11 protein-coding genes and 2 pseudogenes are annotated in these 15,530 nt (G+C 33.5%); 8 read left to right on the forward strand and 5 right to left on the reverse strand.

Annotation, left to right across the window (positions count from 1 at the left end):
• Positions 1 to 114: 114 nt before the first annotated feature.
• Complete coding sequence (locus DPQ31_RS28400; RefSeq protein WP_097957881.1) at positions 115 to 414, reverse strand: hypothetical protein; 300 nt, start codon at positions 412 to 414, stop codon at positions 115 to 117.
• Positions 415 to 968: 554 nt separating this feature from the next.
• Here DPQ31_RS28400 and DPQ31_RS28405 point away from each other — a divergent pair.
• The 3 genes and pseudogenes from DPQ31_RS28405 (at position 969) to DPQ31_RS28415 (ending at position 2,706) form a co-directional block, all read left to right on the forward strand.
• Entirely contained in the window at positions 969 to 1,877 is a 909-nt protein-coding gene (locus DPQ31_RS28405; RefSeq protein ID WP_098001696.1) for an acyl-ACP desaturase, read from the forward strand.
• A gap of 162 nt (positions 1,878 to 2,039) precedes the next feature.
• Positions 2,040 to 2,237: pseudogene (locus DPQ31_RS28410) on the forward strand (hypothetical protein).
• 235 nt (positions 2,238 to 2,472) lie between these two features.
• On the forward strand, positions 2,473 to 2,706 hold the full coding sequence (locus tag DPQ31_RS28415; RefSeq protein ID WP_000120820.1) for a YuzF family protein: 234 nt from the start codon (positions 2,473 to 2,475) through the stop codon (positions 2,704 to 2,706).
• Positions 2,707 to 2,773: 67 nt separating this feature from the next.
• Here DPQ31_RS28415 and DPQ31_RS28420 read toward each other — a convergent pair whose 3' ends face one another.
• The 4 genes from DPQ31_RS28420 to DPQ31_RS28435 form a co-directional block, all read right to left on the reverse strand.
• Complete coding sequence (locus DPQ31_RS28420) at positions 2,774 to 3,049, reverse strand: hypothetical protein (protein ID WP_001087712.1); 276 nt, start codon at positions 3,047 to 3,049, stop codon at positions 2,774 to 2,776.
• 346 nt (positions 3,050 to 3,395) lie between these two features.
• On the reverse strand, positions 3,396 to 5,363 hold the full coding sequence (locus tag DPQ31_RS28425; RefSeq protein WP_208731397.1) for an ABC transporter permease: 1,968 nt from the start codon (positions 5,361 to 5,363) through the stop codon (positions 3,396 to 3,398).
• Between the two features lies 1 nt (position 5,364).
• Positions 5,365 to 6,111 (reverse strand): ABC transporter ATP-binding protein, encoded by a 747-nt coding sequence (locus DPQ31_RS28430; protein WP_097957887.1) that lies wholly within the window; start codon positions 6,109 to 6,111, stop codon positions 5,365 to 5,367.
• A 361-nt stretch (positions 6,112 to 6,472) separates the two neighbouring features.
• Positions 6,473 to 8,494, reverse strand: a complete 2,022-nt coding sequence (locus DPQ31_RS28435) for a serine hydrolase domain-containing protein (RefSeq protein WP_097957889.1) — start codon at positions 8,492 to 8,494, stop codon at positions 6,473 to 6,475.
• Positions 8,495 to 9,077: 583 nt separating this feature from the next.
• Between DPQ31_RS28435 and DPQ31_RS28440 the strand changes: the two genes are divergently transcribed.
• The 5 genes and pseudogenes from DPQ31_RS28440 to DPQ31_RS28460 all read left to right on the forward strand — a co-directional run.
• On the forward strand, positions 9,078 to 10,238 hold the full coding sequence (locus tag DPQ31_RS28440; protein ID WP_208731398.1) for a serine hydrolase domain-containing protein: 1,161 nt from the start codon (positions 9,078 to 9,080) through the stop codon (positions 10,236 to 10,238).
• Between the two features lie 740 nt (positions 10,239 to 10,978).
• A complete protein-coding gene (locus tag DPQ31_RS28445) occupies positions 10,979 to 11,569 on the forward strand; it encodes a sensor domain-containing protein (RefSeq protein ID WP_097957892.1) in 591 nt (196 codons plus the stop codon).
• A gap of 4 nt (positions 11,570 to 11,573) precedes the next feature.
• On the forward strand, positions 11,574 to 13,364 hold the full coding sequence (locus tag DPQ31_RS28450; protein WP_097957894.1) for a helix-turn-helix transcriptional regulator: 1,791 nt from the start codon (positions 11,574 to 11,576) through the stop codon (positions 13,362 to 13,364).
• A gap of 641 nt (positions 13,365 to 14,005) precedes the next feature.
• The gene (locus tag DPQ31_RS28455) at positions 14,006 to 15,043 is read left to right on the forward strand and encodes a serine hydrolase domain-containing protein (RefSeq protein ID WP_208732122.1); all 1,038 of its coding nucleotides are present in this window, start codon (positions 14,006 to 14,008) and stop codon (positions 15,041 to 15,043) included.
• Positions 15,044 to 15,334: 291 nt separating this feature from the next.
• Positions 15,335 to 15,469: pseudogene (locus DPQ31_RS28460) on the forward strand (RNA polymerase subunit sigma); the annotation flags it as partial.
• Positions 15,470 to 15,530 lie beyond the last annotated feature (61 nt).

Here is a 15,530-nt window from a genome sequence, read left to right on the forward strand (position 1 = left end):
TTTATATTGTTTTCATTTACTAAAATTAAAAAGGATTGCAGAATGTTGGGAACCCTAAAGGGTTTCCCAACACTCTGGAAATAAACCTTTTATAAAGGTTTATTTTAAATATGATTATTGTATTTCGAGGGGCTCCTTATAAATCTTAGCTATATATTTTACAAAATCAATGACGGGATAGTGTATGAGTGAACGGTGCTGCGTAAAACGAACCCCTGCTTTTTCCATTTTCGAAATGAGTTGTTCAACTTCCAACTCTTTTTGTTGTATTTTATTATAATTTTGATATACAATATTTTTCCATTGATAGGAAGAGCCGTGAAAATAACTCTCTCCTTTTACCATGTGACTAAATATAATTTCTATTTTTTCTCTACGTTGTTTTTCCTTCATATGCGCTTCCGTTGACTGCATGTTTATCGCCTCTTCCCTTTGTGTTGTTATACCGTTTCACAAAATTTGGTCTAACTCATCCATAGCCAATGTACATTGATCTTGTTAGGAATTGTCGTTTAAGGCTATCTCATCAACTGTATTTGTTTTTCAAGCGCTTAATCTAATATATTGGATCTTACATCTAAATAAGTTGATAGTGTGTATAAAATACTATCAATCATTATTATAAAACGATTCTTTATAGGCATGCACCTTTTTACACTCACCAAGATTTACAACATGACGAGTATCTTCAGCCATGAATGTTATTCTATATTTACTGGGGTTAGTTTTTTATTTAGGCTAACTAAAATATTGTATGCCTTAGTATCTATTTTATAAAAAAGAAAATATATGTAACGGTCCCCCTTTTGATATAAAAAAATCCTATAAAAATATAGCGCTCTTAAAGAATTTTGTTACAAATTTATTATGTTTGACTTTAAAAAAGGAACGTAATATTTATTTGTAGAAAATTTTAAGAGTAAAAATAGAATGACAATTTATATGATAAGAAAAGGGGGAACTTATAGATGCTAACAAATGATTTAGATTTCCGATTAGAACCACGTTTAAAAGAACTGTATGAACAACATAAAATAAGAGCTCAGAAGATAGACTGGGGTTATCATGAGTTTTTACCATGGGATAAGGGAATGGACTTTAAAAGAGTTCCTTGGGATGAAAGTCAAGTTACTCTTCCTTTTGGTGTAATTACAGCCATTGAAACAGCTTTATTAACAGAAGTGAATTTACCATGGTTTACCACATATTTATCTGCAACTTTTAAAGGATCCCTTTCTGTTATTACGGACTTTATTCACACATGGACTTCAGAAGAGGATCAACATTCGAATTTATTAGAGACATATTTATTACTCACTCGAAGTGTGAATCCTAAACGAATACATGAATTAAGAAAGTCAGTCGTTGAGAGTGGATTTGAGCCAGATTTTCATACACCAATCGAAGCCATGACGTATACAACGCTACAAGAACTTGCAACGATGGTATTTTACAATAATGTTGCTAAGGTTGCAAGTAAGCATGATCCAGATCTTGCTACATTATTACGCCGTCTTGCAAAAGATGAAACTCTTCATTATGCGTTTTATCGAGACGTGATTCGAACACATTTAGAATTGGAACCTAATTATTGCTATCATATTGCCAATGTGATTAAGAATTTTAAAATGCCAGGTGCCGTCATGCCCGATTTTGAAAATAGAATGGCTGTGATTGCAAAAGAAGCGAATTATGGACCACTACAATATTTTGATCAAGTACTTGATGTAGTGGTTGATTATTGGGGGTTAAAAGACTTACGACCAATTGCACCTTTAGCCGAAAAAGCAAGAATTGAGATTTTGGAATACCACACAAGATTGAAAAAAATACGGGATCGATTTGGTCGTTTTAAAGGGAAAGCTGATTTACGTTAATGAGTAGAGATTTCAGAATATAAGCGGGGTAATTCCCCTTCTAAGTATTTGAAACGATAGATTGTTTTCTTTTTAAGAGCGGGATTTATCTTATAGTGAAACGGATAATTTAAAGGAGGAATTTAGACGGATGCAAGGAAAGAACTCATAAAATACGAGAAGATGTCAAAAAATTATGATCGTATTTATTTAGTTTCGTTTATCCTATTAATTGCTCTTGTTTGTAGTAGTGTGATTATCATAGGAGCTACATGAGGAAAATATGGATTGTTTTTATTGTTAGCAATTTTACTTAACGCACGTATTACGAAAGAATCTCAAAAAAAGTATGAGCAGTATGCTAACAAAGGGCGTATTTAAAATGACACATATCTTGAAAAGAACAACCTAAATGTACATTCAAAATATCCCTATATCATCACCTATTAACTAACAAAAGTAACCGTATACAAAAAAAAATAGTAATCTAGGAATAGAAAACGACTTTATTAAAATGTTATTTTTGTTCCTATAATGAATTATCCTTCTAGCATATTTATAAGATTTATATCATATATTAAGAGAAAGAATGTAGGTTAGAAAGGAGTTTTATAGATTGAGTTATTTGGAGGGAAATGACTTGAGTGAACAAAATATGGTAAGTGTACCTAATCCCTACGTATATCAGACATTACAATCGGTAATTGGTAAACATGTGGTTATTGAAACTGTAAGAGGTAATGTAAGAGGAAAGTTAAAGGATGTGAAACCAGATCATTTGCTAATTGAAGATACGGTACCATATATTGTACGAATTCAACAAATTGTATGGATTATGCCAAAACAATGATTAAATTACATCTAATTTGATTTATAACAAATTGGTTTCATAGATGTCCAAATAAAAACACAGGGTTTTATCTCTGTGTTTCTTCAAATTTTCTTTTTTGGATATAGGCTTGAGCATGGATAATTTCTTTCTGAAGTTCTTTTAATTCTTCCGTAGATCCTGATTCAATCCTCATGTACGTAGTAACTAGACTAATCATCATATCCATCTTCTCTACTATATTTTGAATGACCTGTTCAGATTGCTCTTTTTTAGGATGTTGTATTGCTATTAAAGCATTTTCTATATAATTGTTCTTTCTTTGCTGGATATCATAAATAAACTGCTTTGTGTTTGAGTTCATTTGCTATTCCTCCATTTTGGATATACTTCTATTCTATCATATTCGAATGGAAAATATTAGATTATTCTAAATGTAAACCTGTCTCGCACATCTCCTCAAATATACAAACTAGTCCTTTAATGTAAAGGAAGCTAAGAAAAATTTTTATAAAGAAAAAGCCGATTTCCCTATAAATTAAGGGTATCGGCTTTTGTTCATATTAGGAGGAATTTTGTTTTCTTAGCTGGATAGAGATGTGGTGCTACTCCATTAGTAAAACAAAGAATTTAATTAGCTCACTAAAAAGGTGACTTTAAGTAGGAGGTATATATACGGAATACCACCAGCATTTCTCTCATTTTCCACTTTAATTTATGGAATGAAGTATTTGACGTAAATAACTTCTTCTAATAATAAGGTAGTAAATTATTTGTACACTAATAAAGCTCGTGAATATGAGAATAGAATTTCCTGCAATAGGTAAGTCTATGTGCCTGCTCTGCGCTAAAGCCCTTATTGCCAAGAAGGCCATGCTACTGTGAAGAACTGAAATCACGATAGGTATAAAAAATAATATGCTAATTTGTTGGGTTAAAATTTTTTTTAACTCTCTTTTAGTTAACCCTAATTTAGAAAGCATTTGAAATTGGCTTTTATCTCGTTCTAAATCTGTGAATAAACGGAAGTATAAGAAACTAATTGCAAAAATAAAAAATACAACTCCTACTAGTACACTAAGAATAGATAGTATCGCATTCACTTGTTTGCCTTCTAACCATTTTAACACCGGGCTATCAAATATAAAAGGCGGACGTCCGCTCCTATAATCATTTGAAATTATCTTCGCAAGTTGTTTAGCCACATCTCCTGTTTCATACATATTTTTAATTAAAAAACGATAGTCTATATGCGAATCGGTCTTTACTTCTGCTAATTGCTGTGTATTTATTATTGTTTCGTACATTGAATCCGAAACGACGACAGAAAAGTGAGAAGATGGGCTGATAATATTATTTATTAATATTTTGTTCCTCGAAAGATTAAAATGTTTATTATCCTGTTCTAGTGTAAGTGATGAAGACATTTTCTTTAATTCCTCTTGAGAGGCCGCTCTCAGATACATTTTTGATGGAAGGATTAGACTGTCTGTTTCCTTTTTTAACGTTTCTACCGGGTATCCTAGTGTTTTGGCAGTTGTGTTGTAATCAGTCAGTTTCATTATTGATATTCCTCCGTCTGTATAAAAACCAGTAGAGGATACTAATTTATATGAGAATCCAGCATTATGTAATTGTTTCTCTATTTGAGAAATATGAGATGCCTCCTCGTTGTTGCCTTTAAATGATTTATATTCGAATGCATAAGAGCTGTTAACTGTCGCTAATGCGCCATTTCCAATAGAAAGACAAGCACCGATAGAGGTAAAGGCAACTGCGGAAAGTATACTTACTAGAAAGAGTGTTCTTGCGTTATCTGTCATTCGATATGTTAACTCTGAAATCATTAACATATTGGTTTTTTTAAAGAACGTGTATTGACGATTTTTCAATATTGTAATGACATAAAAGCTGAGCTGAGTAAATAAAAAGTATGTTCCTAATACGCTTAAGAAAACACATATTAACAGAACGTATATTTCATTTCCTTTTCTTAATGCTGTATCTAAATAAAATGCCGAGATATATCCAATGCTAATACAAAGAATTGAGAAGAAAGCTAACCATTTAGATGACTTTGGTTCTGCTTTTGGTTTTTCTTCGGATTTCATAAGTTCAATTAGCTGTGATACTTTCATTACCCGTACAGTGAAAAAAGAGACAAGTATAAATAAAATAAAAAACATAAGAGATGTTATTAAAATTGCCTTAGCAGGAAAATAAAATGGAAGCCCACCTTTTAACAGGAAAAGGGAACCACTTATTAGTAAGATTAGTTTTCCAAAAACTAATCCAAGTCCAATCCCAACAATAATTGCAGAACATCCAATTAACATATTTTCCATGAAAATTAGCTTTTTTAATTGTGCGTTAGACATGCCATGGAGTAATAAAATCCCAAATTCCTTTTTCCTTGTTTTTAAAAACATAGTACTAGAATATAGAATGAAAAAGAAGGAGAAAAATATAATTAGATATTGAGCAATTTTAAATCCTTTTGTACTTAAAGAACTCATGGTCTCACTGGTCGATACAAGATTACCAGTGAAATTAGGATGAAATGCAAGCAATTCAAAAGTAAATAGTACCATCACGGCAAATGTACTACTCAAAAAATGTCCAAGGTATAATCGTTTATTGCGAGTGACATTATTATATACAAGCTGACGAAAATTCATGTTAATTACCTCCTAGTGAAGATAGTACATCTGTGATGTTTTTGTGAAATTTCGAACATTTGTCACCGCGATAAATTTCATTATAAAAAGATCCATCTGTAATGAAGATTACTCGATCACAGTAACTCGCTGCTACAGGATCATGTGTCACTAGCATCATAGTTACTTGTTGTTCTTGATTTAATTTCTTTAGGAGTTCCATCACATCATTTGCCGCTTTTGAATCTAAATTTCCTGTTGGTTCATCTGCTAATATTAATTGAGGAGAATGAATGAGGGCACGAGCAATGGCGGTTCGTTGAGCTTGTCCTCCAGAAATTTCATAGGTTCTTTTATCTAAAATCTGTTCAATTCCAAGTTTTTTAGAAATAACTTCTACTTTGTTGTTCATTTCATTCAAACTTACATTATCTAATGTAAGTGGTAAAACAATATTCTCTTTTACAGTTAGAGTATTCATGAGGTTAAAGGATTGAAAGACAAACCCTAGTTCACGGCGTCTAAATAATGCTAAATCATTAGAAGATAAACAATGGGGATTTTTTTCGTTAATAAATACTTCTCCTGATGTTGGTGCATCAATAGTAGAAATCATATTCAGTAAAGTTGATTTGCCACTTCCTGATGCTCCCATAATTCCTACAAATTCTCCTTTTTGTATTGTCAAATCAATATTGGAAAGAGCTGTATAAGCTATATTTCCTGTATTATAAATTTTACTTAAGTTACGGACTGTTAATATACTCATAGTTATTATCTCCTGTTCGTTTGTTGGCTATATATAATTTAATCTAAAGTATTATAGTCCTCATATTGAATTGTCTTACATTTACCTTACAAGCATGTAAGAATTCTATCTTTTAAGAAAATTGTTTTAGAGGAGGTTAGAGATTTAACTCAACATATTTACAGTGTATAACGCCTATTAAATTAAAGGAAGGAACCTATCAAATTTCCTAATAGGTTCCTTTTTTAAAAGCAAAAATTTCAAATATAGAGCCATGCTTCAAATCTTATTAAGTTAAAAATTTCTTGTTTTATTTTAGCTTGTTATTGATAAGATACTAGCATTCAATTTTTTTATGATTCAATCTAGGATAAAATATCTACTACCGTTTGATAGGCAGTGCATAATAGCCAAAAGCTATATCCAGCAAGGCACTTGCCTCTTGACGCAGTAACAGGTCTTTTGGACGGAACATAAAGGAACCATCAGCATTGATGGAAGTATCAGGGTCTAGAATTCCTTGGGAGGCAAGTGCTTGAATCGATTGGACTGCCCAGTCATCTGCGGCATCGAGTAATTTAACTTTAATAGCTTTATCAGGTTGAATCGGTTTCAAGTCTATAATTTGCTTAACGTTTTGAATCATGATTGCTGCGACCTGTCGGGTAATCGGAGTAGCACGGTTATACTCTGGAATTCCATTCATAATTTTTGCCCTTGCCTCCTTGGATTCGTCTGGAAAACCGTTAAATCCATGAGCAAGTAACAACGTATCCGCAAACTCTCCTTGTGTCATAGTACCCATTGGATCGAATAAATTACCTTCTTTAGCATCCATGATGTTTAAAGCATAAAGATTATCGATATGACTTCTATAGTTACTCATTTGCGGGACATCTTCTAAGGACGGTTTGTTGTTAATTTTTTGTGCATCAGCCATGAAATCTAGGCTTTTAGGAGAGCTGTAGTGAAAATATGTGATTTCTCCAGCTGCATTTTTTTTGAAAGCAACCTTGTAGCCTTCCGAATCTTCAAATAACAACGGATTAATCATTTTGAGAACTTGTCTTCCGGATAATCCCCCTTCCATGACCAAATTCCCATTTTCAAAGGTAAAGTGGGTGCGAATTGAAGCGAAACGTGTGTTTTGGTACAAACCCAAATATTTCTGGGATTCTTTCTCCTCTAAAGAAAGATATTTAGTTTTTTCCACCTTCTTAGCAGGGAAATAGTGATCCATGAGAGCTTCATACACGTCTATACTCATCGTTGAATCATTATTGTAAGACATGAAGAATGCTGTTTTTTGTTCAGGCACTAAAATCATCAGTGATTGATGTCCAGGCATACTTCCCCCTTTCATTACAACGTGTTGACCGTTAGCAAATTCATTGAAAGGCGTTTCAAATCCAATTGTCGCAACAGGAATCGTCTTATCATCAAAAACTTGATAGGCATGCATCATATCCATGCTTTTTTTACTTACAATTTCTTTGTCTTTAAACTTTCCTTTCTGTAGTTGCATAATCATGTATTTTGACATGTCTTCTGCAGTAGATAAAATGCCTCCTTCTGGTGCATCCGTTATGTTCCTACTTGTTGGAATCGGATCGCCAGTGGGACCATAATGTGTAGCCATTCTTTCGAGAAGATCAGGCGTTAAGTTCATACTTGTAGATTTCATGTCTAATGGTTTGAAAATATTCTTTTCCATATATTTCGAGAAGGGGGTACTAGTAACATTCTCTACTGCAAACCCTGCGAGCGCAAATGCGACGTTGTCATACGTATAAACTTCCCCTGGTGGCCGCACCACAGTTGGCATATGTTTAGAGAAGAATTCTTTCATCGGTATACTATTATTAACGTATTCAGGTCCAGTTATCGTTGTGAGATTGGGAGAATCTACCCCGCTGGTATAAGTGAGCATATCAAACAAGGTAAGGGGTTTTTTTGTTTGATTAGGTATTTGTAATCCACCAAGATATTTTTGTACGTCTTGATCTAGTTTAAGCTTTCCTTTATCGACTTGCTGCATCACAGCCAAAGCAGTAAAAGTTTTCGAGACTGAAGCTATTTGAAAGACCGTGTCCTTAGTAACGGGGATTTTCTTTTCTTTATCAGCATATCCATATCCTTTATTGACAACGACCTTTCCATCATGAACGACGACAAAACTAGAACCATTCACATTATATTTCTTCATTTTTTCCTCAAACAACGGATCAGCAAAAGATTCTATTTCTTTTTTATTAGTAGGTCCTTTCGGCATTTGGATATTAGTCCCGGATGCCAATGGCTTTGATTTTTCAGCCTCTAATGATTGTTGGGAACACGCAGAAATCATGGTTGAAGAAGAAAGAAGAACTGCAACAATCCCCAGTTTGTTAATTGCTTGTTTCATTTTTGTACGCTCCTTTATTTAATTAGGATTTTTTGTTAGCACAACGAGTTAGCGGCTCGTTAGTGTATGAACAGAGTGTAGCAAGAGGCAAGTCATAGTAGGTAGTGAGTTTTTGTAATATTTATAAAGAAGAACAAAAATTGAGTGGGATACAGCGGTATTAATAGTTATGTCATACAAACAATGACATTTTGACACTACCGTATGTGACATAAAAAAACTTAGAATCAAAGAGCAGTTTTTAAAGCATTAACAATAAATGAGGAGGGGAGATTTTCATTGTGTATGACAAAAATATAAAGGGGCGTGAAAGGGGGAAACAAGTATGACTTATTTATGAAAAACACACCATTAACAAGAGTATTTTAAGGAAAATAAATAATTTATAGGGTTAACATACATGTGGAAAAAGAGCAATTTACCGCTTGTTAGGACACAATAGCATTTGTGTAAATAATGCTGAGTAAAATAATTACAAATCCATTTTTGTCCATTTGTCTTTGGTTAAGATGAAAGCTGTGTGACTAGTATAAAACAACAAATAACTACCGATAAAATATGAATAGAGGAGAGGAATATCTTTATGAAAAAACATTGTCAGATTACATCTACAGGTTTAGTCCTTTTAATGACTGGAAGTTCTTTGTTATACACAACACCAAGCTCAATTGTAAAAGCAGAGTCTGGTCAAAATGTATCTAGTTCGTTACAAACAAATACTCAAAGGGATCGTACTTCCGTCAAGAAAGCAATGCGGGATACACTACAACTTGGATACCCAGGGATACTTGCCAAAATTTCAAAGGATAGAAAAACGTGGAGTTATGCTGCTGGGGTAGCGGATCTGAGAACCAAGAAACCAATGAAAGCAGATTATCGCTTTCGTATTGGCAGTGTTACGAAGACATTCATTGCAACAGTTCTACTTCAATTGGCTGGAGAGAACCGCTTGAATCTAGATGACTCCATCGAAAAATGGTTGCCTGGCGTCATTCAAGGAAACGGATATGATGGTAACCAGATTACGATTCGGCAGTTATTGAATCATACAAGTGGGATTACTGAATACTTAAAGTCAAAAGACTATGATATTATGGATACAAAAAAATTGTATACGGCTGAAGAATTAGTAAAGATGGGAATTTCTCTTCCACCAGACTTTGCTCCAGGTAAGGGCTGGTCTTATTCAAACACAGGATACGTAATACTAGGTATGCTTATTGAAAAAGTAACTGGAAACAGCTATGCGGAAGAGGTTGAAAATCGGATTGTTGAACCGCTCGAATTGTCGAATACATTCCTACCTGGTAATTCAACTGTTATTCCAGGTACCGATCATGCCCGTGGATATTTCCAACTAGACGAAGCAAGTGAGCCAAAAGACGTTACTTATTCTTACCCAGGTAACTCGGATGGAGATATGATTTCTACTGCTGACGATTTGAACAAATTTTTCTCTTACTTACTTAGTGGCAAATTACTCAAGGAACAGCAACTAAAACAAATGCTTACTACAGTTCCTACAGGAACAGAAGTAATCGATGGATATGGTCTTGGAATCTATGAAAAAAAACTTTCAAATGGTGTCTCGATTTGGGGACACGCAGGTGGCTCTCCAGGTTTTTCTACTTTTGCTGGAGGCACAATTGGAGGCAAGCATACATTAGCCGTCAATTTGAACAGCAATAAAGCTAATAGTCCTAATCCTTTTAAAAATATTTTACTTGCTGAATTTAGCAAGTAGGCAAAAGGAAAAATGAATAAACTTTGTCATAGTTTATTTTTGAACAGCTGACTATATCATTTTCAACAAAAACTGACGATCTAGTATTTCGATATAATGATGAAAATAGGGACAAATATAAACTAAATACAATAAGTGTTCAAGAATAATTCACTGTAAAGAAACAAGAAATTAATCAAGGTTTTTTTTATCCCTACAATTAGGTAACCATGATTATTTTATTGAAGTAGGGAGGCGACATCCAAAAGCATAATAATTTTATATGCAGCAAGCATCTAAGAAATGTTACTGGAATAACCAGTGTAGGTATATATTTATTTGAAAATACAAAAAATTGATCTCTTAGATTATAATACTATGTATTATTTATTAGATAAAATGAGGGACCGAGGAATTTTTACGTATGATGCACGAAATCAAGGAATTGATTATGACATGTCATTTCTTTCAGGAATCCTTATTATAAGGATTCCTTTTTTGTACCAAAAAATTTGTAAAGAAATAAGATAAGATCAGGAACACATTCCTATCTTTAGCATAAAGAGTTAGCGTATGAACAGAGTATAGCAAGGGGTTTATCATGTTTATAAAGAACAACAAAAATTGAGTAAATAAGGCTGTATTGATAGTTATGTCATACAAACCATGACATTTTGACACTACCGTTTGTGACAGAAAAATACTTAGAATAAAAAAGTAGCTTTTAACGCATTAGCAATGAATGAGGAGGAGAGATTTTAATGATGAAAGCGTCAGCTCAAAAAACTTTGCAAGATTTTTATTTCTTGTTATTTACCTTTGTATCCGGTTTTTTTTACTTTTGTTTTTATCTGATCAGCATTACATTTGCATTAGTAATGACGATTATTTTTTGGGGTATTCCCTTATTAGCGTGGGTACTACAAACAACTCAAACGTTTGTTCGGTATGAACGTATCCAGACGAAAGTTTATACAGATATATCGATAGATCTATTCGAACCAAGAAAAAAAGAGGAGAGAGATAAATGGATTATAATGAGGGATATAATTCTTAATAATAGAAACTGGAGGGCTATTTTTTGGCTCATGCAGAAAATTTTTGTCGGAATAATGAGTCTTATATGTGCTGTTTTACTGTATATAATGCCAATAGTATGTATCGTTACCCCCTTACTTTTTCAATATTTTAATATATACTTATTGGGCATTGCTGTGAATTCATGGGAGACAGCAATTTTTGTCATGATTGTTGGTTTCATTCTCATCTGGATACATAATCTTATTGGAAACGACTTAGTTCGAATTATTGGAATGTACACGCGTTTCATGTTTAAAGCTATAAAGGAGTGATAATTTGTTTAAGACTTTAAAACTATGGTTTTGGTATGATTGGGCCTTACTTTGTATACGCTTTATTGTTTGGCTATCATTGATATCAACGACTATCCAACAACAAGATCATTTGACAGTACCACTTTGGATCATAATCCTTTGGGAAGTCGTTTCATTTTCAGTACCTTGGATTTGTTTAATGTTCAGTTATCGCTATTATTTATTTACTGAAATAATATTATTTGGCGGAGTTTGTTTCTATTTAACTTTATTATTTCCGTTAGCGTATCTTGCTTTTTTAATGCCAACTTTTATGATTGCGGCAAATAGCGTTCATAAATCTTACCGCTGGTCGGGTCCTATCACAATTATTTTGTTCCCGTTGCTCATTGCGATATTTTCCGAAGTGACAGATTTATGGGTAATCATCCTACAACTCAGTTTAGCTTTTGCTATGGGCTCTTTCTTTCGTTTACTGGCTATTAATTACCGTCAAAGTGAAATTATTCGGAACCAGAAACATGTATTGGAACAATACGTATCCCAAGTTGAGCGGATTACATTACTGGAGGAACGTGATAGGCTCTCAAAAGACTTACACGATACGATGGGGCATTCCTATACTTCAATTATTATGGGGATGGAAACATTGCGTGTGGAATTAAAGTCTAAAGAAGGAGAGCAACAACTAGATTCATTATTACAATTGGCCCGTAACAGTATGGAAGAAGTAAGACTGTATTTACACCAATTAGATTTATCACAAGAGTCGCTTTCCTTAGCTACCACACTACAACAATTGACAGAGGAATTTAAGAAACATGCAAAAGTAAATGTACGTACTCGAATAATAGGGGAAGAGTATACGGTCTCCAAACAATCAAAAATGACACTATATCGGAGCTTGCAGGAATCACTAACAAATGCTGTTCGCCATGGGCATTCCACAGAAATCATTGTGTCACTTCATTTTGAACCACAACAGATAAGATTGGATGTAGAAGATAATGGCTGTGGGGTAGAAGAGTGGAAGGATGGCTTTGGATTAACTGCAATGAAAGAGCGTGTAAGTCAGTCACAAGGAAGAGTCATTGTTTATTCCAAAAAAGGGGAAGGGACATTAATTTCATGTGTTTTACCGAAACAAGTACAACTGGCTAACGAACAAATTCGCCTGTGTATTGTCGATGATCATTCTTTTATCCGAGAAAGTCTTCATACAATTTTGGGTGGACTGGAGGATTTACAAGTAGTGGGAATGGCTGAAGATGGAGAACGGGCTTTGGAATTGTGCGAGAGACTTAAACCAGATGTAGTATTAATGGATTTAGAGATGCCAAATCTGGATGGGATTCATGCAACTAAAATGATTAAGAAAAAATGGCCGGACATTCGTGTACTCATTCTGTCAACCTTCCAGAATACAGAAAGGGCAAAAGAAATCATACGAAATGGTGCGGATGGATATGTATTGAAATCTATAGATTCGCGTGAACTAGCTGAATCAATTCGTCTAGTCTATCGAGGAGGCACCATGATTACTCATGAATTGTTCCATAGGATGTGGGAAGAAAATGAAGAAACAGGATTATTTGAATCACGATCAGATGGAATAGAGTATGGATTAACGAAACGAGAATTAGAGATTTTGGAACTATTATCAAAAGGAAGCCGTTATAAAACAATAGCTTCGACACTTTACTTGTCAAACGGAACGGTAAGAAATTACGCCTCCAATCTCTATGAGAAACTAGGAGTTAAAAATCGAGAAGAAGCAGTACAAAAGGCAAAAGATATAGGATTACTTTCATGACTCTCCCATTTGAACTAGTTAGCTGAAGTTCATGGGGAACTTACAGATGATGCAGGACATCACTACCCAATCCCACATTTGAAACTACAATGAAAAATAAAGATTTGGAACGCCTCTGCTTTTTTGTAAACAAAGTTGTTTAAAAAGGTTATTTTGATTCTCATATCGAAAAAGTAAAATACTATAGACGAAGACTATAAAATTTGTAGACTATAACTAAATTTGAAACAAGGTTTAGGGTAGATGAATGTTTTATTGAAACCTATCTTTACAGAGGACTGGTAAATAGTTTTCATATTCGTTAGTACATCGGTCCTAAATCTAAAAGTAAAATAGGTATTTGGGTCAATAACATTTTTGATTTAGATGTTATTGACCCAATTTAGAAAATATCTATTAAGTTGCCATGAGTAATTTTAGAATTGAAAGAGGGATTTTCGTAAATTCGGGAATAATAATACTCACTAAATTAAAGCTTTCTATAAAGAGAAGAATTTAGAAACTAAAGAAATTAGTGTGATGGTGCTAGATTGTAGTTAAATATAAAATATGTCGTTTTGAGTTGAAGTAAGATGTGTAATTGGAAAAGATAACAGGTTAAAATATTTCTAATCATTTAAAGGGAAGGGTATGTGATTGAGGTGAATAATTCGTATAATGAAAAGACGCATACATTGATTAAACAATTATTAAAAAAGTTTTCACCAAAAGTTCCTGGCTTTTCATATATTGCTAGTTTTGATAGCGGAGTAACTTATAAAGGTGCAGTTGGCTTAGCTTCTATAGAGAAAAATCTACCCATAACTACCAAAACCGTTTTTAATATAGCCTCAGTTTCTAAACAATTCACAGCATTTTCTATATTACTCTTAGAACAAGAGAGGAAATTGAGTTTAGATGATTCAATTGTAAAATTTGTCCCTTCTATAGGTGCATATGCTGAACCTGTAACATTGAGACATCTAATTCATCACACTGGTGGACTAGTTGATTATATGGAATTGGCTCAAGCAAAAAATATTAAATTTACTGATATATTAACTGTGGAAGAATCGCTAAAGCACCTTAAAAATCATCAAATTGCAAGATTCCCAGTTGGCACAAAATTTGAGTATAGCAATACAGGATATTTTTTATTGTCACTAGTGGTAGAGAAGGTAAGTGGCAAATCCCTACGTCAGTTTGCAAAGGAACGTATTTTTGATCCTTTACACATGAAAGACACAACAATTGTGGATTGCTACCCAACTACTATATCAGTTGCTAGTGGATATTCGAGGAATGAGCAAGGAACATATAAAATCTATGAAAGCCCTTGGGAACATACAGGGGATGGGGCAGTTCATACAACAGTTGAAGACCTGGTAAAATGGGGAGAAAATTTAACCAGAGGTACCGTTGGTGGAAAAAATCTTGTTAAAAGAATGAGCGGAATAGGTCCGGAAATTTCTCCAACTGGGGATACAATTATTGACAATGAAGATTATGCTTTTGGGCTAAGGCTTGCTGAAGGTTTTAACTATCGGTACTTGGAACATTCAGGAAGTTGGGCGGGTTATCGTTCACACTTTATGCGGTTTCCAAAAGAATATTTGTCCGTTGTAGTTCTAAGTAATTATGATGGATTTGACTCTAAAAAATATGCTAATAAAATAGCAGAAATTGTTTTAGAAAAGTAAAAAATAGAGGGTAGAATACAGTATTGGGATTTAGTTTATTTCACGTTGTTTAATATTGTTTTAACGGTATTTGCCTTACACTTCCTCCAAATCTAATCAAACAAATGGATATAATCTCAGAATCAGAGTTGGATTTTTTATGTTTTTATTTCTCTTTTTACATTTATCTTTTAATGAGATGAATGCTTTTTTAGTTCATAATAAAAAATAACCAGAAAAACTGTCACAAAATCCGTTTTTCTGGTTTCTCTATAATACAGGTATCAAATAGAGAGTAAGATTTAAACTAACATGTTAACCATAGAAAATGAAGAAAGTCATGCGTCTGCTATGACCTTTGAAGATTTATTTAAGCAGTAATATGCTTTTGCTGTGAAACAAATCATATGGATTGTTATAGATAAATATATCGCTGAAGAGTTAGCATAAGAAGTATTTTTACAATTATATCGTAGCGATTGGGTAAGTTTCATTACCAAATGAAACT

The sequence above is a fragment of the Bacillus sp. COPE52 genome (assembly GCF_003355115.1).
Taxonomy (GTDB): domain Bacteria; phylum Bacillota; class Bacilli; order Bacillales; family Bacillaceae_G; genus Bacillus_A; species Bacillus_A toyonensis.